The organism is Neisseria animaloris (assembly GCF_900637855.1).
Taxonomy (GTDB): domain Bacteria; phylum Pseudomonadota; class Gammaproteobacteria; order Burkholderiales; family Neisseriaceae; genus Neisseria; species Neisseria animaloris.
Map to the genome: position 1 here is coordinate 2184464 of NZ_LR134440.1, position 26914 is coordinate 2211377.

23 protein-coding genes, 1 tRNA gene and 1 riboswitch are annotated in these 26914 nt (G+C 50.5%); of the genes, 17 read left to right on the forward strand and 7 right to left on the reverse strand.

The genetic code is table 11. The features are described 5' to 3' along the window. Position 1: 1 nt before the first annotated feature. The 5 genes from pheT (at position 2) to prfA (ending at position 4396) form a co-directional block, all read left to right on the forward strand. Positions 2 to 2365: a phenylalanine--tRNA ligase subunit beta gene (gene pheT / locus EL216_RS10270; protein ID WP_085390349.1), complete on the forward strand. Its 2364-nt coding sequence runs from the start codon at positions 2 to 4 to the stop codon at positions 2363 to 2365. Between the two features lie 74 nt (positions 2366 to 2439). Beyond that, positions 2440 to 2742, forward strand: coding sequence for an integration host factor subunit alpha (locus EL216_RS10275; protein WP_054598949.1), 303 nt, complete (start codon positions 2440 to 2442; stop codon positions 2740 to 2742). Beyond that, positions 2726 to 3058 carry a hypothetical protein gene (locus EL216_RS10280; protein WP_085390219.1) on the forward strand — a complete coding sequence of 111 codons (333 nt, stop codon included), beginning with the start codon at positions 2726 to 2728 and terminating at the stop codon, positions 3056 to 3058. The genes EL216_RS10275 and EL216_RS10280 overlap by 17 nt, the downstream gene beginning before the upstream one ends. A gap of 35 nt (positions 3059 to 3093) precedes the next feature. Continuing rightward, positions 3094 to 3170 (forward strand) — tRNA-Pro (locus EL216_RS10285). 149 nt (positions 3171 to 3319) lie between these two features. Next, positions 3320 to 4396 carry a peptide chain release factor 1 gene (prfA, locus tag EL216_RS10290; RefSeq protein ID WP_085390220.1) on the forward strand — a complete coding sequence of 359 codons (1077 nt, stop codon included), beginning with the start codon at positions 3320 to 3322 and terminating at the stop codon, positions 4394 to 4396. 222 nt (positions 4397 to 4618) lie between these two features. Here prfA and thiC read toward each other — a convergent pair whose 3' ends face one another. From thiC to EL216_RS10305, 3 genes are all read right to left on the reverse strand, one after another. Next, positions 4619 to 6493: a phosphomethylpyrimidine synthase ThiC gene (gene thiC / locus EL216_RS10295; RefSeq protein ID WP_085390221.1), complete on the reverse strand. Its 1875-nt coding sequence runs from the start codon at positions 6491 to 6493 to the stop codon at positions 4619 to 4621. 102 nt (positions 6494 to 6595) lie between these two features. Next, positions 6596 to 6701, reverse strand: a riboswitch (TPP riboswitch). A 73-nt stretch (positions 6702 to 6774) separates the two neighbouring features. Beyond that, on the reverse strand, positions 6775 to 8028 hold the full coding sequence (gene hemA, locus EL216_RS10300; protein WP_085390222.1) for a glutamyl-tRNA reductase: 1254 nt from the start codon (positions 8026 to 8028) through the stop codon (positions 6775 to 6777). A 173-nt stretch (positions 8029 to 8201) separates the two neighbouring features. Beyond that, positions 8202 to 9239, reverse strand: coding sequence for a sensor histidine kinase (locus tag EL216_RS10305; RefSeq protein ID WP_085390223.1), 1038 nt, complete (start codon positions 9237 to 9239; stop codon positions 8202 to 8204). Between the two features lie 54 nt (positions 9240 to 9293). Here EL216_RS10305 and argH point away from each other — a divergent pair, with 54 nt between their 5' ends. Beyond that, the gene (argH, locus tag EL216_RS10310) at positions 9294 to 10673 is read left to right on the forward strand and encodes an argininosuccinate lyase (protein ID WP_085390224.1); all 1380 of its coding nucleotides are present in this window, start codon (positions 9294 to 9296) and stop codon (positions 10671 to 10673) included. Positions 10674 to 10946: 273 nt separating this feature from the next. Then, on the forward strand, positions 10947 to 11498 hold the full coding sequence (locus EL216_RS10315; protein WP_085390225.1) for a DUF2478 domain-containing protein: 552 nt from the start codon (positions 10947 to 10949) through the stop codon (positions 11496 to 11498). A gap of 87 nt (positions 11499 to 11585) precedes the next feature. Here the strand turns inward: EL216_RS10315 and serC are convergent, their stop codons facing one another. Next, on the reverse strand, positions 11586 to 12692 hold the full coding sequence (gene serC / locus EL216_RS10320; RefSeq protein ID WP_085390226.1) for a phosphoserine transaminase: 1107 nt from the start codon (positions 12690 to 12692) through the stop codon (positions 11586 to 11588). 503 nt (positions 12693 to 13195) lie between these two features. On the opposite strand from serC, the gene rimP reads away from it, so the two are divergent. The 6 genes from rimP to EL216_RS10350 all read left to right on the forward strand — a co-directional run bounded on the left by rimP (position 13196) and on the right by EL216_RS10350 (position 20023). Then, positions 13196 to 13627, forward strand: coding sequence for a ribosome maturation factor RimP (gene rimP / locus EL216_RS10325; RefSeq protein ID WP_085390350.1), 432 nt, complete (start codon positions 13196 to 13198; stop codon positions 13625 to 13627). A gap of 38 nt (positions 13628 to 13665) precedes the next feature. After that, on the forward strand, positions 13666 to 15162 hold the full coding sequence (gene nusA, locus EL216_RS10330) for a transcription termination factor NusA (RefSeq protein WP_085390227.1): 1497 nt from the start codon (positions 13666 to 13668) through the stop codon (positions 15160 to 15162). 12 nt (positions 15163 to 15174) lie between these two features. Further along, on the forward strand, positions 15175 to 17976 hold the full coding sequence (gene infB / locus EL216_RS10335) for a translation initiation factor IF-2 (RefSeq protein ID WP_054598596.1): 2802 nt from the start codon (positions 15175 to 15177) through the stop codon (positions 17974 to 17976). A 142-nt stretch (positions 17977 to 18118) separates the two neighbouring features. Further along, positions 18119 to 18586 carry a Fur family transcriptional regulator gene (locus tag EL216_RS10340; protein WP_085390228.1) on the forward strand — a complete coding sequence of 156 codons (468 nt, stop codon included), beginning with the start codon at positions 18119 to 18121 and terminating at the stop codon, positions 18584 to 18586. Beyond that, positions 18577 to 19500, forward strand: a complete 924-nt coding sequence (locus EL216_RS10345) for a CobW family GTP-binding protein (protein ID WP_085390229.1) — start codon at positions 18577 to 18579, stop codon at positions 19498 to 19500. Before EL216_RS10340 ends, EL216_RS10345 begins: the two co-directional genes overlap by 10 nt. Before the next feature lie 193 nt (positions 19501 to 19693). Further along, positions 19694 to 20023 carry a YegP family protein gene (locus EL216_RS10350; RefSeq protein WP_085390230.1) on the forward strand — a complete coding sequence of 110 codons (330 nt, stop codon included), beginning with the start codon at positions 19694 to 19696 and terminating at the stop codon, positions 20021 to 20023. 222 nt (positions 20024 to 20245) lie between these two features. On the opposite strand, the gene EL216_RS10355 is transcribed toward EL216_RS10350, so the two are convergent. Then, entirely contained in the window at positions 20246 to 21076 is an 831-nt protein-coding gene (locus tag EL216_RS10355; protein ID WP_085390231.1) for an HlyC/CorC family transporter, read from the reverse strand. A 6-nt stretch (positions 21077 to 21082) separates the two neighbouring features. Further along, the gene (gene ybeY, locus EL216_RS10360; RefSeq protein WP_085390232.1) at positions 21083 to 21592 is read right to left on the reverse strand and encodes an rRNA maturation RNase YbeY; all 510 of its coding nucleotides are present in this window, start codon (positions 21590 to 21592) and stop codon (positions 21083 to 21085) included. 103 nt (positions 21593 to 21695) lie between these two features. Between ybeY and hemC the strand changes: the two genes are divergently transcribed. The 4 genes from hemC to EL216_RS10380 all read left to right on the forward strand — a co-directional run bounded on the left by hemC (position 21696) and on the right by EL216_RS10380 (position 25916). Continuing rightward, positions 21696 to 22634, forward strand: a complete 939-nt coding sequence (gene hemC / locus EL216_RS10365) for a hydroxymethylbilane synthase (RefSeq protein ID WP_085390233.1) — start codon at positions 21696 to 21698, stop codon at positions 22632 to 22634. Between the two features lie 224 nt (positions 22635 to 22858). Beyond that, on the forward strand, positions 22859 to 23815 hold the full coding sequence (locus EL216_RS10370) for a cation diffusion facilitator family transporter (protein WP_085390234.1): 957 nt from the start codon (positions 22859 to 22861) through the stop codon (positions 23813 to 23815). A gap of 95 nt (positions 23816 to 23910) precedes the next feature. Beyond that, positions 23911 to 24558 (forward strand): HAD family hydrolase, encoded by a 648-nt coding sequence (locus EL216_RS10375; protein ID WP_085390235.1) that lies wholly within the window; start codon positions 23911 to 23913, stop codon positions 24556 to 24558. 164 nt (positions 24559 to 24722) lie between these two features. Further along, a complete protein-coding gene (locus tag EL216_RS10380) occupies positions 24723 to 25916 on the forward strand; it encodes an amino acid aminotransferase (RefSeq protein ID WP_085390236.1) in 1194 nt (397 codons plus the stop codon). Positions 25917 to 26097: 181 nt separating this feature from the next. Here EL216_RS10380 and EL216_RS10385 read toward each other — a convergent pair whose 3' ends face one another. Next, positions 26098 to 26874, reverse strand: a complete 777-nt coding sequence (locus EL216_RS10385; RefSeq protein WP_085390237.1) for a basic amino acid ABC transporter substrate-binding protein — start codon at positions 26872 to 26874, stop codon at positions 26098 to 26100. Positions 26875 to 26914: the final 40 nt, after the last annotated feature.

Sequence of the window (26914 nt, forward strand, 5' to 3'; positions counted from 1 at the left end):
CATGCAATTTTCTTATCATTGGTTAAAAACACAGGCTCAGACTGAGTTGCCTGCCGAGGACATGGCTCATACCTTGACCATGGCCGGTTTGGAAGTGGAAGAAGCTGAAACTGCCGCACCAGCTTTCAATGGTGTGGTAATTGCTGAAGTGAAAGCAGTAGAAAAACATCCTGATGCCGACCGGCTGAACGTAACCCAAGTCGATGCCGGCACAGGCGAGCTGATTCAGATTGTCTGCGGTGCGCCGAATGTGAAACCCGGCATCAAAGTACCGTGCGCTTTGCCGGGAGCGGTGTTGCCGGGTAATTTTAAAATCAAGCCTACCAAAATGCGCGGACAAACTTCCAACGGTATGTTGTGTTCTTCCAAAGAATTGGGACTGCCTGAAGACGGTGTGGACGGCTTGTTGATTTTGCCTGCGGATGCTCCGGTTGGGCAAAATATCCGTGATTATTTGGATTTGGACGATACCGTTTTTACGCTGAAAATCACGCCCAATAGAGCTGATTGCCTCAGCATCAAAGGGTTGGCCCGCGAAGTGGCGGCATTGACGCAATGCAGTAATGTGCCTGTTGCTATTCAGACGGCTTCAATAAACAGCGACAGAATCCAGCCTGTACGTATTGATGCACCGGAGGATTGTGGCCGTTTTATCAGTCGTGTGATTGAAAATGTGAACGCTAAGGCAATTACGCCGGATTGGATGAAACAACGTCTGGTACGTAGCGGCATTCGTTCTGTTTCGGCATTGGTAGATATCGGCAATTATGTGATGCTGGAGCTGGGTCAGCCCATGCATGTTTTTGATGCCGACAAATTGAACGGCAGCATTATTGTCCGCCGTGCACAAAACGGTGAAACATTGGCGTGCCTGAATGAAAAAAACGTTGTTTTGGCTGACAATACGTTGGTTATCGCCGATGAAAAAGGTGTATTGAGCATGGCCGGTTTAATGGGAGGTGAAGCAAGCGCGGTTTCGGAGGATACGCAGAATATCGTTTTGGAATCGGCTTATTTTGCACCTGAAATCATTGCCGGCAAATCACGTCAATACGGTTTCGGTTCGGACTCTTCTTTCCGCTTCGAGCGGGGAGTGGATTGGCAACTCCAAGCCGATGCCATTGAGCGTGCCACACAATTGATAGTAGATATTTGCGGCGGTTCGGTTGGTGCGATGGCTGAAGCCGTGGGTACGTTGCCTGTAAGGAAAAAAGTGCAGGTTCGTCTGAATCGGGTAGAAAAAATCTTGGGCGTGAAAGTGGCTGCCGGGAAAGTGCAGATTATTTTGCAGCATTTGGGTTTGAACCCTGTCGTTACTAGGGAAGGTTTTGAAGTAACCGCACCGAGTTTCCGTTTCGATATCGAGATTGAAGCCGATTTAATTGAAGAAATCGCCCGTGTCTACGGCTACGAAAACATTCCTGACGATTACACTTCAGGCCGTCTGAAAATGATGACGCTGCCTGAAACCCGCCGTCCGCGGTTTGACGTTTACCGCCAACTGGTCGCACGCGGCTATCAGGAAGTGGTGAGCTACGCTTTCGTTAATGAACAGTGGGAGCAGGATTTCGCTGCTAACGGTAATCCCATCCGCCTGCAAAACCCATTGGCCGCACAATACAGCGTGATGCGCTCAACACTTATCGGCGGCTTGGTGGAGATTCTGCAAAACAATCTCAACCGCAAACAAAACCGCGTGCGCGTGTTTGAAATCGCCCGGGTGTTCAGCAAAGATTCAGACGGCCGTTTTGTACAAAACGAACGCATCGGCGGCTTGGTTTATGGTACTGCCGAACCTGAACAATGGGGGGTAAAAGCACGCCCCGCAGATTTTTATGATGCCAAAGCAGATGTGGAATCGTTGTTGGCAGGAAAAACGGTGTCGTTTGTGAAAACCGAACATCCGGCTCTGCATCCGGGGCGGACCGCCGAGATTGTTTTAGACGGCAAAGTGATTGGTTTTATAGGGGAACTGCATCCGAAATGGTTGCAGAAATATGACCTGCCGCAGGCTGCGTTGGTGTTCGAGTTGGATATAGCTGCTGTGACGGAGGCGGAAAAAGTGGTATACAAGCCCGTTTCAAAATTCCAGCCTGCCCGTCGCGATTTGGCGTTCGTGATGCCTGAAAACATGACTCATGATGATTTGTTGGCGGTATTGCGTAGCGTCGGCAGCAAATTGATTCAAGAAATCAGCGTTTTTGATGTCTATCGCGGAACAGGGTTGCCGGAAGGTATGAAGAGTATGGCGGTAAAAGTGATTTTACAGGATGCCGAGGCAACTTTAACGGATGAAGTGGTAGAGTCTGTAATGAGCAAGTTAGTGGCTGCTGCTGAAGCTGCAGGAACGCAACTACGTTGTTAAAAAAATATATATTCGCTTGAATTCTAAACGAAAATTGGTAATAATTCGCAGTGTTAAAAAACGAAGGTAATAAAATGACATTAACTAAAGCAGAACTGGCTGACATTTTGGTGGAAAAAGTAAGCAGCGTCACCAAAAACGATGCCAAAGAAATCGTCGAACTCTTTTTTGAAGAAATCCGTGCTACGTTGGCTCGTGGTGAAGAAATCAAAATTTCCGGCTTCGGTAATTTCCAGTTGCGCGATAAACCGCAACGCCCCGGACGCAACCCGAAAACCGGAGAAGAAGTTCCGATTACCGCCCGCCGCGTAGTGACTTTCCATGCCAGCCAAAAACTCAAAGGCATGGTGGAGCATTACTATGACAAACAACGCTAACGCAACCGTATTGCCAGTTATTCCCGCAAAGCGCTATTTCACACTTGATGAAATGTGTGAATTGGTGCAAATCAGTCCTGCCCAGTTTGCTCAGTGGCAGCATGAAAACGGTATGGTTATCGGTTACGGCGGTGATCGCTACACCCGCTTGGATGTAGTGAAACTGCGTAAGTTGAAAGACACTTTTGCGCCGTTTGTGGACGAGTTTAATCATAATGCTTTGGATGCGGACGGAAACCCTGCTATTCAGGCGGATGAGATGCGTGCCGAGCTGCAGAAATTGTTGGCCGGAATCGAAAAAACGCTTGCCAGTTAGATGATGTGATTCTATAATCGCGTCTTTCCTTGAGTCGGAGTGTGGCGCAGTCTGGTAGCGCACTTGCATGGGGTGCAAGGGGTCGAAGGTTCGAATCCTTTCACTCCGACCAAAAAATACTAAAAGTCAGCTACTTGAACTAGCTGGCTTTTTTATTGCATCGGATTTGCAGTTTGTCCGTTACAAAGCCATTAAGTGAACTGACATTGGTTTTCAAAAGGGTAGGGTCTTTTTTAAGACGGCCTTTTTTCGGAAAATATCATGAAACCATCTATTTTAGAAAAATTACAACAACTTGCCGAAAGGCTCGAAGAAGTAACCCATCTGTTGGGTACACCGGAAGTTACCGACGATATGGATAATTACCGCAAGCTCACGCGCGAGCATGCGGAGATTACGCCTGTGGTGGAAGTATTCCAAAAATACCGTCAGGCACAGAGCGATTTGGCGGATGCGGAAGAAATGCTTTCCGATCCGGAGATGAAAGAATTTGCCGCAGAAGAAATCGAAGCCGCCAATGCGCAGATAGAAACGCTGGAAACTGAATTGCAAAAGTTGTTGCTGCCTAAAGACGAAGATGACGATAAAAACATTTTTATCGAAGTGCGTGCCGGTACCGGCGGGGATGAAGCGGCTTTGTTTGCCGGAGATCTGCTGCGTATGTACAGCCGTTTTGCCGAGCGTAACCGTTGGCAAGTGGAAATTGTGTCCGCTAATGAAAGCGATTTGGGCGGCTATAAAGAAGTGATTGCCCGTATCGTGGGGTTGGGCGCATACAGTAAGCTCAAGTTTGAATCGGGCGGGCATCGCGTACAGCGCGTTCCTGCAACTGAAAGCCAAGGGCGTATCCATACTTCGGCTTGTACGGTTGCGGTGATGCCTGAGGCGGACGAACTGGAAGAAATCCAGTTGAATCCGGCCGATTTGCGCATCGATACCTTCCGTGCTTCAGGTGCGGGCGGACAGCACATCAATAAAACCGATTCCGCAGTGCGGATTACCCACTTGCCAACCGGTATAGTAGTAGAGTGTCAAGACGGGCGTTCGCAGCACAGCAATAAAGCTCAGGCGATGAAAGTATTGGCAGCCCGCCTGAATGATGCCCAGAAGCGCGAAGCTCAAGCCAAAGAAGCTGCCGAGCGTAAGAGCCTAATCGGCAGCGGCGACCGCAGTGAGCGTATCCGTACTTATAACTATCCGCAAGGCCGTGTTACCGACCACCGCATCAATTTGACCCTGCATAAGTTGGATTTTATTATGGACGGAGACTTGGAAGAATTAACCGGTGCGTTGCTGGCCGAACATCAGGCCGAGCAGTTGGCCAATATGGGAGATTAATCAGGCATCTTGTTGATGGTTGAAGAGGCCGTTTGAAACCACTCAAGTGGTTTCAAACGGCCTCTGCTTTTTGTGAATCCGGATGGGTTGGATTGCGGCACAAAGTGAGCAGGAGCTATATTGGGGAGCTTGAAAGATTGCCTCGATAAAGATATGAAGGCCGTCTGAAAAAAGTTTCAGACGGCCTGATGAATCAGTATTGGCTTATTATCCTTTGTTTAATTAGCTGTAAATCTCAGCACCTTTCTTCATAAACTCAACCGCTTTTTCTTCCATGCCTTTTTGCGCGGCGGCGTAGTCGCGTACTTCCTGCGTGATTTTCATCGAGCAGAATTTGGGGCCGCACATCGAGCAGAAGTGGGCGATTTTCGCGCCTTCGGCAGGCAGGGTTTGGTCGTGGTAGCTTTCGGCGCGTTCGGGGTCGAGGCCGAGGCGGAATTGGTCGCGCCAGCGGAATTCAAAGCGGGCTTTCGATAAGGCGTTGTCGCGCAACTGTGCGCCCGGCCAACCTTTGGCCAAGTCGGCGGCATGGGCAGCCAGTTTGTAGGTGATGATGCCGGTGCGCACGTCTTCTTTGTCGGGCAGGCCCAAATGCTCTTTCGGGGTGACGTAACACAACATGGCCGTGCCGTACCAGCCGATATTGGCCGCGCCGATGCCCGAAGTGATGTGGTCGTAACCGGGGGCAATATCGGTTACCAACGGGCCGAGCGTGTAGAACGGCGCTTCAAAGCAGTGTTGCAGCTCTTCGGTCATGTTTTGTTTCACGCGTTGCAGCGGCACATGCCCGGGGCCTTCGATCATCACTTGCACGTCGTGCTTCCACGCTTTGGCGGTCAGTTCGCCCAGCGTGTGCAATTCGCCGAACTGCGCGGCATCATTGGAATCGGCCACGCAGCCGGGGCGCAGGCCATCGCCGAGGCTGAACGACACGTCGTAAGCCTTCATGATTTCGCAGATTTCGTCAAAATGGGTGTAGAGGAAGTTTTCCTGATGATGCGCCAAACACCACTTCGCCATGATCGAACCGCCGCGCGACACGATGCCGGTGATGCGGTCGGCAGTCAGCGGCACATAACGCAACAGCACGCCCGCATGGATGGTGAAATAATCCACGCCTTGCTCGGCCTGCTCGATTAAGGTATCGCGGAACAAATCCCACGTTAAATCTTCGGCAATGCCGCCGGTTTTTTCCAAAGCCTGATAAATCGGTACGGTGCCGATGGGCACGGGCGCGTTGCGGATAATCCATTCGCGGGTTTCGTGAATGTGCGCGCCGGTGGACAAATCCATAATCGTGTCGGCACCCCAGCGCAGCGACCACACCATTTTTTCTACTTCTTCGGTAAGCGAAGAAGTAACGGCGGAGTTGCCCAAGTTGCCGTTGATTTTCACGCGGAAATTGCGGCCGATAATCATCGGCTCCAACTCGGGGTGGTTGATGTTGGCAGGGATAATCGCGCGGCCGGCGGCGATTTCGCTACGCACGAATTCGGGCGTGATTTGGTCGGGATGGGTGGGCAGGTTTGCGCCGAACGATTCGCCCGCGTGCTGTTTGATGATTTTGGCGTAACGCGGGTCGCGCCAGATTTCTTCCATTTTCATGCGCTCGCGCAGGGCGACAAACTCCATCTCCGGCGTGATGATGCCTTGCCGCGCATAGTGCATCTGGGTTACGTTTTTGCCCGATTTGGCACGGCGCGGCTGGGTGATTTGGTTGAAACGCAGGTGGGCGGTTTTAGGATCGTGGGCACGTTCAAGGCCGTATTCGCTCGACAAACCGGCCAAACGTTCGGTATCACCGCGCTCTTCTATCCACGCGCTGCGGATATGCGGCAGCCCTTGTTTGAGGTCGATATGGGCGGAAGGGTCGCCATACACGCCGCTGGTGTCGTACACCGGAATCGGCGGGTTCGGTTCGCGGCCTTTGTCGGTAACGGTGTCGTCTTGGGCGATTTCGCGCAGCGGCACGCGGATGTCGGCACGGCTGCCTTGCAGATAAACTTTGGTGGAATTCGGGTATTTGAAGCGGATGCCGATGTCTTGGCTCAATTCGTCAAGCTGGGCGGCCTCGCGGCCTGTGGTTTTGGGTGCCATAAAAAAACGCTCCTGTTTTCTCGTTCGCAAAAAGAGAAACAGGAGCGCGGTATCTGCTTTTCAGACGGCCTGCCGATAGAGTTTGAGGCCGTCTGAAAAAAATCGGTTACGCTGAAAACTCCCCACGCAAGTATTATCTTGTTCGGGTATAAAGGGTAACTCTCAGCCGCGCCCTGAATATTAAAGCACAGCACCCCTGTTTCTTCGGAGGCGATTAAAGCATGGATACGGAATACTGGCAAGCGGGCGGTAAGCCGAATGTTGGTTTTCAGACGGCCTGATTATTTCTTATGCTTCAAATGATAGATTTGGGCTACGGCATCAACCAAACCGCTGTCTTGCGATGTGGCTTTGTTGAGCGTGCGTGTGGGCGAGTGCAGCAGCTTGTTGGTGAGCTGCACGGAAAGTCGTTCCAACACTTCTTCGGGCGGAGTGCCTTTTGCCAGTTGTTTCATCGCGTTTTCAAGCACGTAACGGCGGGCACGTTCGCCTTCGTCGCGCAGGGCGAGAATTAAGGGAACGCTTTGGCGGCTTTGTTGCCATTCGATGAATTCGGCCACTTTTTCCTCAACCATCGTTTCGGCTTCGGCGGCGGCTTTCTGGCGGGCTTCTTTGCCAGTTTGGACGATATTCATCATATCATCCACTGTATAAAGATAAGCGTCGTTTAACTCGCCCACTTCGGCTTCGATGTCGCGGGGTACGGCAAGGTCAAGCATAAAAACCGGCATATGGTGGCGTTTCTTGAGTGCGCGTTCCACCATGCCTTTGCCGACGATGGGTAATTGGCTGGCGGTGGATGATACGATGACATCGTAGTCGTGGAGAATATCGGGTAATTCGGCTAACAGGCAGGGTTCGGCATTGACACCGAGTTTTTCGCACAATTCCTGTGCACGCGGCAAAGTGCGGTTGGCAACGGTCATCAGTTTGGGATTACGGGCGGCAAAATATGTGGCCACCAGCTCAATCATTTCGCCCGCTCCGATAAACAACACATTTAATTCGTCGATCGAGGGAAAAATCTGTTCAGCCATTTTTACGGAAGCGGCGGCCATGGAAACGGAATTTTCGCCAACCGCCGTACCGGTGCGGATTTCTTTGGCAACGGAGAAGGTTTTCTGAAACAAGGCGTTGAGCCAAGTATCCATGCATCCCTGTTCTTGCGCCACACGCACGGCATCTTTGATTTGGCCGAGAATCTGCGGTTCGCCCAAAACCATCGAATCCAGCCCGCAGGCTACGCGGAAAGCGTGGCGGATGGTATCGTAGCTGTTGAGTGTATAGAGATACGGGCGGATTTCTGCGACCGGCAATTTGTGGTATTCAGCCAGCCATTCGATAATGCGTTCTGCATCTCCGACGCAGTAAAGTTCGGTACGGTTGCAGGTAGAAAGAATAACGGCTTCTTGGGTGGCTTGACTGGTTTTGAGGGCACTTACGGCATCGGGCAGTCCTGCTGCGGCAAACGCAAGTTTTTCGCGTATGCCCAGCGGCGCGGTTTGATGGTTGAGTCCGACAGCGGTAAGTTGCATTGTGATGGGGGAATGTGCGTAAGAAGTCCGTTATTATAGCTCAAATGGCGATTGAAAAAACAGTTCGGGTCGATAGATGTAATCTCTTGCGAACGGCCTAAACCGGTATTTTTCCGATATTAAAAGGCCGTCTGAAATAAAAGGGTTTTCAGACGGCCTTCAGGTTGAGGCGGTTAGCCGAACAGTTTTTTCATATCGGAAGATTTTTTACGGTACGGCAGGCGGATGTCGACACGGAAAATACCATCGAACTGGCGGCTTTTGATTTGTGCGTCATTGTCGTACATCAGAGACAACCGTTCGCGTAAGTTGTGTAAGGCCATAGAGTTACCTTTGTGCGGTTTGGCATTTTCTTCGCTTTCGGTCGGTACATAAGGATTTTCAACACGGAGATAAATCCAGTGTTTCTGGCGGGTGGTCAGTACCGAAATACACCCGGGGCGGTGGGTGGATTCAATGCCGTGGAAAACGGCATTTTCCAACAAGGGCTGCAACAGCAGGTGGGGGGTTTCCGCATCATCGGGGGCATGGTGTTGCCACATTACCTGAACACGGGTGTGCCCCATACGGATTTGCTCAATGGCGATATATTCTTGCGCCCATTCGATTTCCTGTCCCAGCGTGCTGCTTTGGCTGCCGTCGCGCAATTGTGCGCGGAAGAGGTTGGCCAGATTTTCAAGCAGGGTTTCCGCATCATAAGGGCGCAAACGGATTAAGCTGATGGCAGCATTTAAACTGTTGAATAAAAAATGCGGGCGGATACGGGCGGTTAGTGCACTCAGCCGTGCTTCCGAAAGAGACGGCACAAGGCTGTAACGGCGAGCAGCCTCTATGTACATATAGCTCAATGAAAAGATATTGAACAGGAAAAAATGCTGCCAGAAATTCGGGCGTTCACCCAAAAGTACATAATCGATAAGAGTGAAAAGTAACAGGTTGCTCAAATGGACAATCAGCACGATATATTTTGACTCGTATAAATGCGGCATTGAGATGCCGAATAAATAACCTTTAATCAAAATGGCCAGCAGGGTAGGGGCAACCCAAGCCGCATGCATATAAAGCTGGTCGAGATAACTCTCGGACGAACCGCTAACCAACGGGAACAGCAGCAGCGCGGTAACGCAGGCGAGCATCAGGCGCGAAATGGTACCGAAATTCCGCAAATCGGGAACTACGAACCAAGACAGTATTTGGCGTATAATGGTCATCTGCAACAAACTCTCTAATAGGCAATAATTGTAATAATAGTGGATGAAATATATATGAATGACAATAAAACTTGGTCGGGGCGTTTCAATGAACCTGTTTCTGAGCTGGTAAAGAAATATACCGGCTCAATTGATTTCGACAAGCGTCTGGCAAAGTGGGATATTCAAGGTTCGTTGGCACATGCCCAAATGCTGCAACAGGCAGGGGTATTGAGTGAAAAAGATCTTAATGCCATCAATCGGGGAATGGAAGAGATTATAACAGAAATTAATAATGGCAAGATGCAATGGTCGCTCGATTTGGAAGATGTCCACATGAATATCGAACGCCGCCTAACCGATAAAATCGGCGATGCCGGCAAGCGGTTGCATACGGGCCGTAGCCGCAACGACCAAGTGGCAACCGACATCCGTTTGTGGTTGCGTGACGAAATTACACAAATTCAGTCGCTTATTCAGAGTTTGCAGAGTTCCTTGTTGGATTTGGCGGAGCAGAACGCGGATGTGGTGATGCCTGGTTTTACCCATTTGCAAGTGGCGCAGCCGGTAAGTTTCGGGCACCACATGTTGGCTTATGTGGAAATGTTGGGGCGCGATTACGAACGCATGGCCGACTGTCGCAAACGTGTCAACCGTATGCCGTTGGGAGCCGCTGCATTGGCGGGAACCACTTATCCGGTTCGCCGTGAAGTCACGGCTGAATTGCTGGGTTTCGAGCAGATTTGTCAGAATTCGCTCGACGCAGTATCCGACCGCGATTTTGCGATTGAATTTACTGCGGCTGCCAGTTTGGTAATGGTGCATCTGTCGCGTTTGAGTGAAGAGTTGATATTGTGGATGAGCCCGCGTTTCGGTTTTATTGATATTGCCGATCGTTTTTGCACCGGCTCTTCCATTATGCCGCAGAAGAAAAACCCCGACGTGCCCGAGTTGGTACGCGGCAAGACCGGCCGTGTGATTGGGCATCTCACCGGTTTGATTATGTTGATGAAGTCACAGCCGTTGGCTTATAACAAAGACAATCAGGAAGACAAAGAACCGCTGTTTGATACGGTGGATACCTTGATAGATACCCTGCGTATTTACGCCGATATGATGCGCGGCGTAACCGTGAAGCCTGAAAATATGCGAGCCGCAGTGATGCAAGGCTTTGCCACGGCTACCGATTTGGCCGATTATTTGGTGAAGAAAGGTATGCCGTTCCGCGACAGCCACGAAGTAGTTGCCCAAGCAGTACGTTATGCGGATGAGCAAGGTGTGGATTTGAGTGAGTTACCGTTGGAAGTGCTGCAAGGTTTTTCCGATTTGATCGAGGCAGACGTTTATGATTTGCTAACTCCCGAAGGTAGTCTGAACGCACGCAATCATTTGGGCGGTACTTCTCCGCAGCAAGTGCGTTTCCAAGTGCAGCGTTGGCGTGATTTGTTGGCCTGATTACTATTTGAACAATAATAAGCGCGTTCTTGGAAATGCGCTTTTTGTTTTCAGACGGCCTTTATTGTTCTTTAGGCTTATTTCAGACGGCCTGAGCTGGAGGGTATAGTATAAAACCATGTAACTTAACTTTTCACTCGCTTGAATTCGAAAAGAATGATTTTGTGAACCGTTTATATAGCAACAAAATCGGTTTGGTACGATTTCTGCCGTTTGCAGTTCGTCGCCTCGTATGAAAGATTCATTCCGTTGCCGTAACAGATAATTGTTTAAATGCGGAATACGATAGCTGTGAGAAATGAACCGATATATTTAGCCGCCATTGTTCATGATGAAGATTCAAGCACGGCCCAGAAGGTTTTGGATGGCTGTATAGGCCGTCTGAAAACACAAGGGGTATGCGTGCAGGGACTGAATAATGCAGTTTATGTTCAGGAAGACGGTCGCACCGATAAATGCGTGGTGTCGTTAGATGGGTTGCATACCTATTTGATTTTCCAAGATTTGGGAACAGAGTCGCAATCTTGCCGTCTGAATCCTGCCGTGCTGGCGGAAGCGGCAACGGTTTTGCATGAGGTGCGGTCGAACCGGCCCGATTTGGTCATTATTAACCGTTTTGGCGTGGTTGAGGCGCGCGGCGAAGGGTTGATACAGGAGTTTGCCGATTTGTTTTCAGACGGCCTGCCGGTGCTGACTTTGCTGAACCGAAAATATTTGCAGCAATGGCAGGAGTTTATCGGCGGAATGGCTGAGATATTGCCGGCTGAAGAAGCTGCCGTGAACAATTGGCTGCGTCGTATCGGCGTGATTGCCGGTGGATGGTAAGCATTGTGTGAATCGGTAAGATGTTTGCCGTATAAAACAGGCCGTCTGAAAAGATGTTTTCAGACGGCCTGTTTGCTTGCATGCAGGTTAACCGTAACGGCGTTGGAACTCCTGCATAAAATCAATCAAGGCTTCAACGCCTTGTAAAGTCATGGCATTGTAAATACTGGCACGCATGCCGCCCATGGATTTGTAGCCGCGTAAAAGCCGCAGGCCGCGGGTGGTTGATTCTTGGGCAAATAATTCGTCTAATTCTTTGTTGCCGGTGTGGAAAATAACGTTCATTTTAGAACGTGCGCCCGGATGTACATTATTAATATAGAAGCCGCCGCTGTTATCAATCGCTTCATATAGGGTTTTGGCTTTCAACGTGTTAATGGTTTCCATTTGTTCCACACCGCCTTGCGATTGCAGCCAGCGGAAAACCAAGCCGGAAATATAAATCGGGTAAGTGGCCGGCGTGTTATACATGCCTTGCCTTTCAATGTGCGATTTATAATTCCACACATCGGGGATACGGTCTGAACAGCGCTCAAGCAAATCTTCGCGGATAATCACGATGGTCGCACCGGAGGGGCCGATGTTTTTCTGCGCTCCGGCATAGATAACGCCGAAATCACTCACATTGACGCGGCGGGACAAAATCTCGCTCGACATATCGCATACCAACGGCGGCATGTTGTCCCCGAGTTTAGGCACTTCACGGTATTGCAGGCCGTGCACGGTTTCATTGATAACGAAATGTACAAAAGCCGAATCTTTGTCGATATCCCAAGAGTTAACCGGCGGCAGGTTGGTGTAGTTGAAGAGAGCACCGCCGTCAGCCGCCAAGTGAATTTCAGCATCGGAAAGCTTGCCCATTTGCGAGTGGGCAATGGCCGACCAGTTGCCTGTAATTACAGAATCCACCCGTTTGAAGCCGTTAGCCAGATTCATCACTACCATGTTAAATTGAGAACTGGCTCCGCCTTGTAAAAACAATACTTTATAGTTATCAGGAATATTCATTAACTGCCGTAAATCCTGTTCGGCATGGTAAAGGATGCTCATAAATACATCGGAGCGGTGGCTCATTGTCATCACGGAGAAACCGGTACCGTTGTAATCAAACATTTCACTTTGGGCGGTACGTAATACGGACTCGGGGAGAATGGCAGGGCCGGCTGAAAAATTATAAATCGGAGTAGGAAGCATAATGATGGTAGCCTTAGGAGGTAAAGTAGTTTGACCGAACAACGCCCGCTGCCCGGAATATACATAAATTAATGATAGATTCTAGTCTTCCAATTGCCTTTCCGCAAGCTGGTCAGCCATATTTTTCGAACAATTTAGCTAAATCCTGTTTAGTGAATAATTAAATATTGGTATGTATTTTTTCTGTTTTGAAATATATAAACCCTATCATATAGATTTAATTTGGTGAAATTGCCTATATTATTTGAACAAGACTAATCGTTTGCCCTTTATGCATTGTGAAAAAGAGTAAGCATCGTGGTGTATGTGGAAGCATAGTTTGTTTAAAAATAAATGTTTCAGACGGTCTCGATTATTGTTAGCTTTGTTGGCTGGAAGCTGGCTGTCTGAAAATGACGTTACATTGGCACTTTTCTTTTGCAGATAAAAAAGTTATAATAAGAAAATTTTTTCGGATTTCAGGAAAAATGGCCACGGGGCCATTTTTTTGTTTTTGGAGCAATATGGACATTCAAAATATTCTCGACAAAACCCTGCCGGGGTTAGGATATGAACTGGTTGATTTCGAGTTGACCGCTCAAGGCGATTTGCGCGTATTTATCGACAAAGAAGGCGGCATCACAGTAGAAGACTGTGCAACCGTGAGCAACCACCTGAGCCGTTTGTTTATGGTGGAAGACATTGATTACAAACGTTTGGAAATTTCCAGTCCGGGGTTGGACCGCCCTTTGAAAAAGGCTGCAGATTTTGTACGTTTTGCCGGCCAGCAGGCTAAAATCAAAACCCGCTTGCCGATTGAAGGGCAAAAAAACTTTATCGGCCGCATTGAAGGGTGTGAAAACGATATTGTGCGTATTTCATTCGATGGCAAAACTGTCGACATCGAAATAAGCAATATAGATAAAGCACGCCTGCGCCCAGAATTTAATTTTTAAAAATACAAAATATTAATATTTAACGGAGAATTTAAATAATGAGTCGCGAAATGTTACAGTTGGCCGAAGCCTTGGCCAGTGAGAAAAACGTAGATCCCGAAGTGGTTTTCAGTGCGCTTGAATTTGCACTCAGTACTGCTGCCAAGAAAAAGGCCAACCGCGAACATATGGATGTGCGTGTCGAAATCGACCGCCACACCGGCGAATATAAAACATTTCGCCGTTGGTTGATTGTGGCGGACGAAGATTACACCTACCCGGATGTAGAAAAAACCATCGAAGAAATCCAAGAAGAAATTCCCGATACAACTCTCCAAATCGGTGAATATCACGAAGAATTGTTGGAAAACGAAGGTTTCGGCCGCCAAGCCGCCCAAACTGCCAAACAAATTATTCTGCAACGCATCCGTGATGCCGAGCGCGAGCAAATTTTGGAAGAATTTTTAGCCCGCAAAGAAGATATTGTGATAGGTACTGTTAAACGTGTGGAGCGTCACGGTGCCATCATCGAAATCGGCAAATTAGACGCTTTGCTGCCGCGCGACCAAATGATTCCGCGTGAAAATTTCCGTAACGGCGACCGCGTGCGCGCGCTGTTTTTGCGTGTGGACGAAATCGGTGCGTCAGGCCGCAAGCAAGTGATTTTGAGCCGCACTTCGCGTGATTTCTTAGTGAAACTGTTTGCCATGGAAGTGCCTGAAATCGAAGACGGTTTGTTGGAAATCAAAGAAGCCGCCCGCGACCCCGGCCACCGTGCCAAGATTGCCGTTAAAGCCAATGACCAGCGTATCGATCCGCAAGGTACCTGCATCGGCGTGCGCGGTTCGCGCGTTAATGCCGTAACCAACGAACTGTCGGGCGAGCGTATCGACGTGGTGTTATGGTCGCCTGAAACCGCCCAATTTGTGATTAACGCATTGTCGCCGGCCGAAGTAACCCGCATTTTGATCGATGAAGACAAACATGCAGTAGACGTTATCGTGGCGGAAGACCAGTTGGCATTGGCCATTGGCCGCGGCGGTCAAAACGTGCGCTTGGCGGCCGATTTAACCGGCTGGCAGTTGAACATCATGACGGTTGCGGAGGCAGAAGAACGTAACGCAGCCGAAGATGCCGCCATCCGCAATCTGTTTGTAGAACATCTGAATGTGGACGAAGAAACGGCCGCTATTCTCGTGCAGGAAGGTTTTGCTACTTTGGAAGAAGTAGCCTATGTGCCTGCTGCCGAATTGCTGGAAATCGAAGGTTTCGACGAAAATATTGTAGAAACCTTGCGTAACCGTGCCCGCGACGCGATTCTGACTCAGGCCATCGCATCCGAAGAAAAACTGGAAGATGTAGAAGAAGATATGCGTAATCTCGACGGCATCGATCAAGAGATGTTGCGTGATCTGGCGCAAGCCGGCATTACCACGCGCGACGATCTGGCTGAACTGGCGGTAGACGAATTGATTGAAATTACCGGAGTAAGCGAGGAAGAAGCCAAAAAAGTGATTTTGGCCGCCCGCGAACATTGGTTCACCGAAGAAAACTAAGGGGGTAATAGTATGAGTAACACCACAGTAGAACAATTTGCCGCCGAACTTAAAAAGCCCGTCGACGATTTATTGAAACAGTTAAAAAGTGCCGGAGTAAACAAAAGCAGCGGCAATGACAGCATCACGTCTGACGACAAGCAACTGTTGCTGGCTTATCTGAAAAAATCGCACGGAAGCGAAAACGCCACCATCAGCATCAGCCGTAAAAAAGCCGAGGTCAGCACCATCGGCGGTGTACAAGTGGAAACCCGCCGCCGCAGCCGTAAAGTGATTGTGCCTTCTGCCGACGAGTTGGCTGCCGAAGCCAAAGCCAAGGCGGCAGCAGAGCAGGAAGAAGCGCGCAAAGCAGCCGAAGCCGTCGCTCAGGCAGAGCGTGAAGCGGCCGCCAAAGCAGATGCGGAACGTGCGGCTGCCGAAAAAGCCAAGGCCGAAGAAGAAGCGGCTAAATTGAAGGCCGCTCAGGCGCGTGCCGAAAAAGCCGTTGAAGAAAAAGCAGCCGGTCAAGAAACGGCAGCCGAAGCAAAAGCCGAACAAGCCGTTCAGACGGCCAAACCGGAAAAGCCGGCCAAACACGGCAAACAGAAAGAACCGAAAAAACAAGCGGCACCTGCGGTTATCCAACCGGTGGTCAGCGCAGAAGAACAAGCCCAACGCGACGAAGAAGCCCGCCGTGCCGCCGCCATGCGCGCGCATCAGGAAGCGTTGCTGAAAGAAAAGCAGGAACGTCAAGCCCGCCGTGAAGCCGTGAAACTTCAGGCGCAACAGGAAGCGAAGGCTGCCAAAGAAGGTAAAACAGCCGAACAGCGTTCTGCCAAACCAAGCGAAAAAGCGCCTTTGGCTTCTACTTCAAACAAGCCTGCCGCACCTGCACGAGCCAAGAAAGAAGACCGCCACAACCGAGACGAGATGGAAAGCCGTCCGCGCGGCGGCAAAGACAAAGGCAAAGGCCGCAATCAAAACGCCAATCAGGAAGAACGTGTACGCGGCGGTAAAAAAGGTAAAAAACTCAAGTTGGAGCCGAACCAGCACGCTTTCCAAGCACCGACCGAACCGGTGGTGCACGAAGTGTTGGTTCCCGAAACCATTACCGTGGCCGATTTGGCGCACAAAATGGCGGTTAAAGGCGTAGAAGTAGTGAAAGCCTTAATGAAGATGGGCATGATGGTAACCATCAACCAATCCATCGACCAAGATACCGCTTTGATTGTGGTGGAAGAGTTGGGCCATATCGGTAAACCTGCGGCGGCAGACGATCCTGAAGCCTTCTTGAGTGATGATGCCGAAAGTGCGGCAACGGCAGAGCAATTGCCCCGTCCGCCGGTAGTCACCGTAATGGGTCACGTTGACCACGGTAAAACTTCGTTGCTCGACTACATCCGCCGTGCCAAAGTGGTGCAAGGCGAAGCGGGCGGTATTACCCAGCACATCGGCGCTTATCATGTGGAAACCCCGCGCGGTGTGATTACCTTCTTGGATACGCCGGGTCACGAAGCGTTTACTGCGATGCGTGCCCGCGGTGCCAAAGCCACCGACATTGTGATTCTGGTAGTCGCCGCCGACGACGGTGTGATGCCGCAAACCATCGAAGCAATTGCCCATGCCAAAGCAGCGGGCGTGCCGATTGTGGTGGCCGTAAACAAAATCGACAAGGAAGCCGCCAATCCCGAGCGTATCCGTCAGGAATTGACGGCACATGAAGTGGTGCCGGACGAGTGGGGCGGTGATACCCAGTTTGTGAATGTGTCCGCCAAACAAGGTTTGAACATCGATGCTTTGTTGGAAGCGGTTTTGCTGGAAGCCGAAGTATTGGAGTTGACCGCTCCGGTCGATGCTCCTGCCAAAGGCATTATTGTGGAAGCACGTTTGGATAAAGGCCGCGGTGCCGTTGCCACCCTGCTGGTACAAAGCGGTACACTGAAAAAAGGCGATATGCTGCTGGCCGGCACCGCATTCGGTAAAATCCGTGCGATGACCGATGAAAACGGCAAACCGATTGAAGAAGCCGGCCCGTCGATTCCTGTGGAAATCCTCGGTTTGTCCGATGTGCCGAATGCAGGCGAAGACGCTATGGTGTTGGCAGACGAGAAAAAAGCCCGTGAAATCGCGTTGTTCCGTCAAGGCAAATTCCGCGACGTGCGTTTGGCCAAGCAACAAGCGGCCAAGCTGGAAAACATGTTCAGCAACATGGGCGAACAGGCGCAATCGCTGTCGGTTATCATCAAGGCCGACGTTCAAGGTTCGTACGAAGCACTTTCGGGCAGCCTGAAAAAACTGTCTACCGACGAAGTGAAGGTCAATGTGCTGCACAGCGGTGTGGGCGGTATTACCGAGTCTGATGTGAACTTGGCGATTGCATCCGGCGCATTCATTATCGGCTTCAACGTGCGTGCCGACGGTTCGGCCCGTAAGCTGGCCGAGAGCGAAGATGTGGAAATCCGCTACTACAACATCATCTATGATGCCATCGACGATGTGAAGGCAGCCATGAGCGGCATGTTGGCGCCGGAAGAGAAAGAGCAAGTGATCGGTACGGTGGAAATCCGTCAGGTTATCAGCGTGTCGAAAGTGGGCAATATTGCCGGCTGTATGGTTACCGACGGTATCGTGAAGCGCGATTCGCATATCCGCCTCATCCGCAACAACGTGGTTATCCATACCGGCGAGCTGGCTTCGCTGAAACGCTTCAAAGACGACGTTAAAGAAGTACGCATGGGCTACGAATGCGGTTTGATGCTGAAAAACTTCAATGAAATCATGGAAGGCGACCAGCTGGAAGTATTTGAAATCGTAGAAGTGGCACGTTCGCTGTAATCAGGTTTTGAACAATTCGGCAGGCCGTCTGAAAATTTTTAGCGAAATCCGCTAAGCCTGTTTTCAGACGGCCTTTCGCATATATAAGGCAACACCGTTATAATAAGCATTCCTCAATCAGCAACAGGCCGTCTGAAAAACCATGACTACTATTAAAGAAAAAATTCTCGCCCAAGCCAAACAAGAAGGGGCTCAGGTTACTGCTCTGCGCGAGCAGGTTTTAGACATCGTTTTGCAGCAAACCGGTGTGATTAAGGCATATAACGTATTGTCGCAAATGCAACAGCGGAGTGAAGGCGTAGTGGCACCGCCAACTGCATATAGGGCGTTGGATTTCTGGGCCGAGCAAGGTGTGCTGCATAAGGTGGCTGCCGTAAACGGCTATGTATTGTGCAGTCACGCACAGCATGAGTGCGGTACCCACTGTCATAAGTATAATGAAGCGGCGCATCACAGCGCGTTTATTCTTGTGTGTACCGAATGCGGGGTGGTAGACGAGCAGACTCTCCGTAAAGAATGGTCGGCTTTACGGGCCGGTGTCGCGGCAAGCGGTTTTGTATTGAAAGAAGAACATGTCGTATTAACAGGAGTGTGCAAAAAATGTCATTAAAAAAAACCAAAGTCCACTTGATTTCGGGCTTTCTCGGCACAGGTAAAACGACAGCGTTAAAAAGTTTGATGGAACAAAAAGACCCGGATGAAAAATGGGTCATTATCGTAAATGAATTTGGCGAAATCGGTATCGACGGTGCCGTGTTGAGCAACAACGGTATTCCCGTTGCCGAAATTGCAGGTGGCTGTTTGTGCTGCACCGCCGGCCCGCAACTGGGTGCTACCGTGCAGAAAATGTTGCGCGATGCCCAACCCGACCGCCTGATGATTGAAGCCAGCGGTTTGGCACATGCCGCCAGTGTGATTGACGAATTGAAAGTCAAGCCGCTCGAAGAACAGCTTGAAATCGCCGCTGTGTTTACAGTGGTTGATCCCCGCCAGTTTGTCGATCCCAACTACGCACAGCAAGCCTTGTATAAAGACCAGATCGGCGTGTGTGATGTGTTGGTGGCCAGCAAAACCGATTTGTGCACGCTCGAAGTATTGGCGGAATTCCGCGAAAAAGCCGCCAAGCTGTTCCCGCCCAAAGCTAAAGTAGTGGAAGTGGATAACGCCCAAGTGGATATTGCATGGCTGGAAATTCCCGTGGTGGAAAAATCCCGCTACCGCTTGAAAGCTTTGCCCGACAATACCATGGGCTATCAATCGCAAGGTTTTACATTTCCGGCAGGTAAAGATTTTGACGGCGAACGCCTTACTAATTTTTTCAACGATCTGCCGAAATTTACCGAAGGTCTGGTGCGTGCCAAAGGCGTGTTTCAGGTAATGGGCACATGGGTATGGCTCAATTGGGTGGACGGCAAATGGGGCGCAAACCAAGTTTCATGGCGGCGGGACAGCCGTTTCGAGCTGATTGCCAAGGCCTTTGATGCGGATTTGATTGAGCAAAAACTCAAAGATGCTTTGGAATAAACCGATATTGAACGAGGCCGTCTGAAAAAATATACGTCAACAGATGAGATGAAATGTTTTCAGACGGCCTTTTTACAGGCGGCGAGAGTATTGACAACCTTAAAGTATGGTTATTATAGTGGTGCCGGAATATCTGTTTGGGTACGATTTTTGATGTTTTTTGCATACAGATTTTTTACTGGAGGAGTCAGTAATGGCAACATTTGAACTGAAAAAAAGCGAAGGCGGCGAATTTCATTTCAACTTCATTGGCGAAAACGATAAAACCATTCTGCGCAGCGAGCAATACGGCAGCAAGGCTTCGGCGCAAAACGGCATTGAGTCGGTACGTAACAACGCAGGTAACGATGCCCGTTATGAGTTGAAAACCAGTAGTTCGGGCAAAGTTTATTTCAACTTGAAAGCCGCCAACGGCCAGATTGTCGGAACCAGTATGATGTATGCCGGAGAAGCCGAACGCGAAGCAGCCATGGCACAAGTAAAAAATGAGGCGGCGCAAGCCGGGGTGGTAGAGGATTGGTAAGATATTCGATGTATTAATTTACAGTAAAACTCTTGAAATATTTTATGGTTTCAAGAGTTTTATTATGCGTTTCAGGCTTAAACCCTATCGGAATGTCAATTACAGATGGGTTTCTGTATATTGCGGGCCGACTGCATCTTGATAAAGAATTTTAAGGCCGTCTGAAAATTTTTCAGACGGCCTTAACCTATTTCTAAGAAACAGCAGATAAGACGGAGCAGGTTACTCTTTCACGCGAATCGCCATCAGTGTATGCAGCCTGCGGTTGTCGGCGCGGGCAACGGTAAATTGTAGCGGGCCGATAACCACTTTTTCACCGCGCACGGGCAGGTGGCCGATTTCCTGAATCACCAAACCGCCGATGGTATCGACTTCTTCGTCACTGTAATCGGTGCCGAAATATTCGTTGATGTCTTCGATTTCGGTGATGGCGTTGATGCGGTAGCGTTCGGCGGAAACGGGAAAGATGTTGTCGGCGCTTTCGTCTTCGTCGAATTCGTCTTCGATGTCGCCGATAATCTGCTCGATGATGTCTTCAAACGTTACCAAGCCGGAAATGCCACCGTATTCGTCAACCACGATGGCCATGTGGTTGCGCTGCTCGCGAAATTCTTTAAGCAGGGTATTGAGCGATTTGCCTTCGGGCACAAACACGGCGGGGCGCAGGATGGTTTGAAGGTTGAACTGCTCGGGGTTGAGTGCGTATTTGAGCAGGTCTTTGGCGTGGAGTATGCCGAGCACGTTGTCTTTGTCTTCGCCGATAACGGGAAAGCGCGAGCGGGCGGTTTCGATGATGTAGGGGATGATGCGTTCCATGCTTTCATCGGCTTTGATCACGTCCATCTGGCTGCGGGTGATCATAGCATCGCGCACTTCGAGTTCGGCGAAATCGAGCACTTTTTCCAAGCGCAGCAGGGTTTCGCTGTCGAACACTTCTTGCTCGTGTGCCTGACGCAGCAGGTTTATCACGTCTTCAGCGGAATCGGGAGCGTCGCCCGAAATGCGGGCTACGAGGCGTTCAAAAAAAGAGGGCTTCGACTGGCTGTCGTCCATTTCTGATTAATCCTGTCGGTAAGGGTTGGGGTATCCTAACTGATTCAGCAGGCGGGTTTCAAGTGTTTCCATGATTTCGGCTTCGTTATCTTCGATGTGGTCGTAGCCCATCAGGTGCAGCGTGCCGTGTATGGTGAGGTGGGCGAAGTGTTGTGCGGGCATTTTGCCTTGTTCGGCGGCTTCTTTCAGCACCACTTGCGGGCAGATGATCAAATCGCCGTAGAGGCCGTCTGAAAGTTGGTCGGGCATGATTTCGCCTTCGTTGAGGGCGAAACTCAATACGTTGGTGGCGTAGTCTTTGCCGCGGTAATCGCGGTTGTAGGCGCGGGCGGGTTCTTCGTCGAGCAATATGATGCTGATGTCGGCGCGGCGGTATTCGTTTTTGAGCGCGTGCCATGCCCAGCGGTAGAAATCTTGTTCGGACGGCAGGCCGGAAAGGCTGCTTTGGTTGTCGAAATGCAGGGTAAAACGCTGTTGTTGCAGCTTGATAAAAGGGAATGTTTTGGCGCGTTTCATAAATCGTTGTGGGAATGTGGTTCAGGCTGAAATATAGCATAAGGCCGTCTGAAAAACATGATAGACTTGCGCGGTTAGTATGATGTAGCGCGAATATATTTTTATGACTCCGAAAAAACTTGTAATCGCCAGCCGCGAAAGTGCGCTGGCCATGTGGCAGGCCGAGCATATTCAAGGCCGTCTGAAACAGCTTTATCCCAAATGCGATGTGAGCATTTTGGGCATGACTACGCGCGGCGACCAGATTCTCGATAAAACGCTCTCGAAAATCGGCGGCAAGGGTTTGTTTATCAAAGAGTTGGAGCAAGCCCTGCAAGAAGGCCGCGCTGATTTGGCGGTGCATTCGATTAAAGACGTGCCGATGGTGCTGCCAGAAGGGTTTGCGTTGGCGGCAATCGGCGAGCGCGCCAACCCGTTTGATGCGTTTGTGTCCAATCGATATACGCGTTTGGAAGAGCTGCCCGAAGGGGCGGTGGTGGGCACGTCGAGCCTGCGTCGCGAAGCGCAGTTGCGTGCCCGCTATCCGCATTTGAACATTAAGCCGTTGCGCGGCAATGTGCAAACCCGTTTGGCCAAGCTGGATAACGGCGATTACGATGCCATTATCCTTGCCGCCGCCGGTTTGCAGCGTTTGGGGCTGGACGGGCGTATCCGCCTGATTATGTCGCCGTTCGACAGCCTGCCTGCCGCGGGGCAGGGTGCATTAGGTATCGAAATTGCCGCCAACCGCTATGATTTGCTGGAAGTGTTGAACCCGCTGAACCACGCCGTTACCAATGCCTGCGTAACCGCCGAACGTGCGCTTGCCCGTGCGTTGGACGGCAGTTGCCAAGTGCCGTTGGCGGCTTATTGCACAGAAGAAAACGGCCTTCTGACCTTGCGCGGTTTGGTCGGCCACCCCGACGGTTCGGTGATTTTGCAGGCCGATGCCCAAGCGCCCGTGGCCTATGCTGACGCGCTCGGCCGTGCCGTTGCCAAAAAGCTGGCGGACGACGGTGCGGTAGAATTGATTCAGGCGATTTTGAGCGAACAAACTGCCTAAACGCGAATCCAATAAACGGCACCGCACCATTTGCCCTGCCGGTTGGCATGCGGATGCTGTTTTCAAAACTGAAACCCGAGGCCGTCTGAACATTCTTCTGCCGACATTCTTTTCAGACGGCCTGAGAGTTTGTTTAAAGTTTTTTTGTGAAGCGGTTTTTGTCTCGAAAACATTGCCGCAACAGAGACTTTGAATAAGCTCAAAAGGGACAAGGAATACCTGCCATGACGCACGACCATCACCATGCCCACAGCCACACGGCCAATAAAAAAGTATTGGCGGTATCGTTTGCCGTTATCACGTCTTTTATGGTGGTGGAAGCAGTCGGCGGCTGGCTCACCAACTCGCTGGCGTTGTTGTCGGACGCAGGACATATGTTCAGCGACGCTTTCTCGCTCGGCATCGCCCTACTGGCGTTCAAACTGAGTGAAAAAGCCACCACTTTCGACAAAACGTTCGGCTATAAACGCTTTGAAATTTTAACGGCCGCGTTTAACGGCATCACGCTGATAGTGATTGCCGCGATGATTTTTTACGAAGCCGTCGAACGCTTCCGCCATCCGCCCGAAATCGCCACCGTCGGCATGCTGGTGATCAGCGTGATCGGGCTGCAGGTCAATCTGTTTGTCGCATGGTATATGCTGCGCGGCAGCGACACCGAAGGCAATATCAACATGCGCGGAGCTTATCTGCATGTGTTGAGCGATTTGTTCGGCTCGTTCGGCGCGATAGCCGCCGCCGTGCTGATGATGGCGTTCGGCTGGAAATGGGCCGACCCGCTCGCCAGCATTTTGGTGGCTGCTTTGGTCGGCCGCAGCGGTTGGCAGGTGTTCCGCAAAACCCTGCACATTTTAATGGAAGGCACGCCCGATAATGTCGATGTCGGGTTATTGCTTGAAACCATCCGCGAAACCGAAGGCGTGCAATCGGTGCATGACCTGCATGTGTGGATGATTACCAGCAACATCAATGCCTTATCTTGCCATGTGGTTGTGGACGGCGATTTGAGCGTGGTCGAGGCCGAGCAAATCGTTTACCGCATCGAGCATGCGCTCGCCCATCAAAATATCCAGCATACCACCGTGCAGATCGAAAGCAGCCGGCATCCGCACGAAGACAGCGTATTGTGTTCGATTCATCCGCATGGGCATGAAATGCACGGTCATCATCATTCACATTAATCTGCTAAAATTAAGGCCGTCTGAAACCTGCTTAACGTCTTTTCAGACGGCCTCAACGCATAGAAAACCGTTACCCATCATCATTAAGGACTCCCATGACCGAAGCCGTATTGTTCGACTTGGACGGCACCCTCGCCGACACCGCACTCGATTTGGGCGGCGCACTCAACACCTTGCTGCGCCGCCACAATTTACCCGAAAAAAGCATGGCAGAAATCCGCCCCGTCGCCAGCCACGGCGCAAGCGGCCTGATTCTGATGGGCGCAGGCATCAGCAAAGACCATCCCGAACATTCCCGCTGGCGGCAGGAATATCTGGCCGAATACGAACGCTGCTTCGACCATGAAACCGTGTTGTTCGACGGTATCGACCGATTGATTGCCGAACTCGACAAGCGCGGCATCAAATGGGGCATCATCACCAACAAGCCGCACACCTTCACACACCGCCTCGTGCCTAAACTCGGCTTCAGCATCCCGCCGGCCGTGGTTGTCAGCGGCGATACCTGCGGCGAAGCCAAACCCGGCACCAAGCCCATGTTTTACGCCTGCGAACAAATCGGCGTAAAACCCGAAAACTGTATCTATGTAGGCGATGCCGAGCGCGACATGCAGGCAGGCAGAAACGCCGGCATGAAAACCGTATTGGCCGACTGGGGCTATATCGCCGCCGAAGATCAAACCGGAGAATGGCCGCATGATGCACGTATTGATACGCCGCTGGAATTGTTGGGCTGTCTTTGAGACAAAGCATTCGACAAGGCCGTCTGAAACCAATTTTTCAGACGGCCTTGTTTAGAAAAACAGTTAGTTTTAACGGCTGTTTCCATCTCTTGCTAAAGAGCGTAAGATTAACATTTCGAGTGATTAATCGTTTTCTCCCGTTTCCACCACAGAAAGGTATCATCATGTTTTTCGATAAAATCGAAGCTGCACCGGCCGACCCGATTTTAGGCTTGGGTGAAGCATTTAAAGCCGAAACCCGTGGGAATAAAGTCAATCTGGGTATCGGCGTTTACAAGGATGCAAAAGGCCAAACCCCGATTATGAAAGCCGTGAAAGAGGCTGAAAAACGCCTGCTGGAAACTGAAAACACCAAAAACTATTTAACCATCGACGGTGTGGCTGAATACAACGCCCAAACGCAAAAGCTGCTGCTCGGTACGGACAGCGAAATCATTGCCTCCAAACGTGCGAAAACCGCGCAGAGTTTGGGCGGCACGGGCGCGTTGCGTGTGGCCGCCGAGTTTGTCAAACGCCAAACCAACGCCAAAAACGTATGGATTTCCTCCCCCACTTGGCCGAACCACAACGCTATTTTCAAAGCTGTGGACATCAATATCCGCGATTACCGTTATTACGATAAAACCACGCACGGTTTGGATTGGGACGGTTTGATTGCAGATTTGAGCCAAGCAGAAGAAGGCGACGTGGTGTTGCTGCATGGCTGCTGCCACAATCCTACCGGTATCGACCCCACCCCAGAACAGTGGGAAACTTTGGCGAAAATGTCCGCCGAAAAAGGCTGGCTGCCCTTGTTTGACTTTGCTTATCAAGGCTTTGCCAATGGTTTGGAAGAAGATGCTTACGGTTTGCGTGCCTTTGCCGAGCTGAATAAAGAATTGTTGGTGGCCAGCTCATATTCTAAAAACTTCGGTATGTATAACGAGCGCGTGGGGGCGTTTACCGTGGTAGCGGCCGACGAAGAAACTGCCAACCGTGCTTTCAGCCAAGTAAAAACCATTATCCGCACGTTGTATTCCAACCCCGCTTCTCACGGCGGTTCGACTGTTGCTTTGGTGTTGAAAGATGAGGCATTAAAAGCGCAATGGATTGCCGAGTTGGACGAAATGCGCGCTCGTATCAAAGAGATGCGTCAGAAATTTGTAGAGTTGCTGAAAGGATATGGCGCGCAACAGGATTTCAGCTTTATCGTGAAACAAAACGGTATGTTCTCGTTTTCAGGTTTAAGCCCAGAACAGGTTGACCGCCTGAAAGACGAATTTGCCATCTATGCGGTGCGTTCCGGCCGCATTAATGTGGCGGGCATTACGGAAGACAATATCCGTTACTTATGCGAAAGCATCGTGAAAGTGCTGTAACCGTTTTTAATCTCCGGAGGCAGCCTGAAAACGAACTTTGCGAGTTTCGCTAAAATCTTTTTCAGACGGTCTTTTGTGTTTTAAACAGTTTCAAATCTTTATCGGACATGTTGTCTGTAAAAAAAGCCTGATCGGATGATCAGGCTTTTTCCAATAGCGGTGTTTTAGCACAATTGCCGTATTACTGTTTGGCAAAATATTTGTCGTAGATTTTGTCGTATTCGCCGCTTTCGCGTACTTTTTTCAGTGCTTCATTCAACATGGTTTGGGTAGCGGTATCGCCTTTGCGGACAGCCAGGCCGTAGTGTTCGACTTCAAAATCGGGCACGGCTACCATGCTGAAACCTTTGTTACTGTTGTTTTTGATATAGTTGCCGATTACCGCGCTGTCGCTGATTACTGCATCAAGGCCGCCGTTTTCCAGCTCTTTTACTACCAGCGGGAGGGTTTCGTAGCGGGCGATTTTCGAGTTGTTGTTACCTAGAATCTTGGAAGCGGCAAAATCACCGGTTTGGCCGGTTACCACGCCGACTTTCTTCACTTGTTTCAAGTCTTCCACCGAGTTGATGTCTTTGCCTTTGGGCACCAGAATCACTTGGGTAATTTCAAAATAAGGCTCCGAAAAATCCATGGTTTGCTTGCGTTCGTCGGTAATGGTAACGGCGGAAGCCAGAATATCGGCATCGCCGTTGGAGAGGCCGGGAAAGAGGCTGTCCCACGGCTGGTGTTTGTATTCCACTTTGAAATTGCCGGCTTTAGCCAGAGCGTTTACGAGATCGACATCGAAGCCTTCGATATTGTTGGCGGAATCCATTGATTCAAAAGGTGCAAACTCGGCATTCATGGCAACGCGGTACACTTTGTCGGTATTGGCAGCGGTTTCGCCTTTACCGCCACAGGCGCTCAGAGTGAAGGCAGAGCAGGCAGCAGCAACGGTTATCCATTTTTTTATATTCATTTTGATTGTTCCTGGAAGAGAAGGAGAGACCCATTCTAGC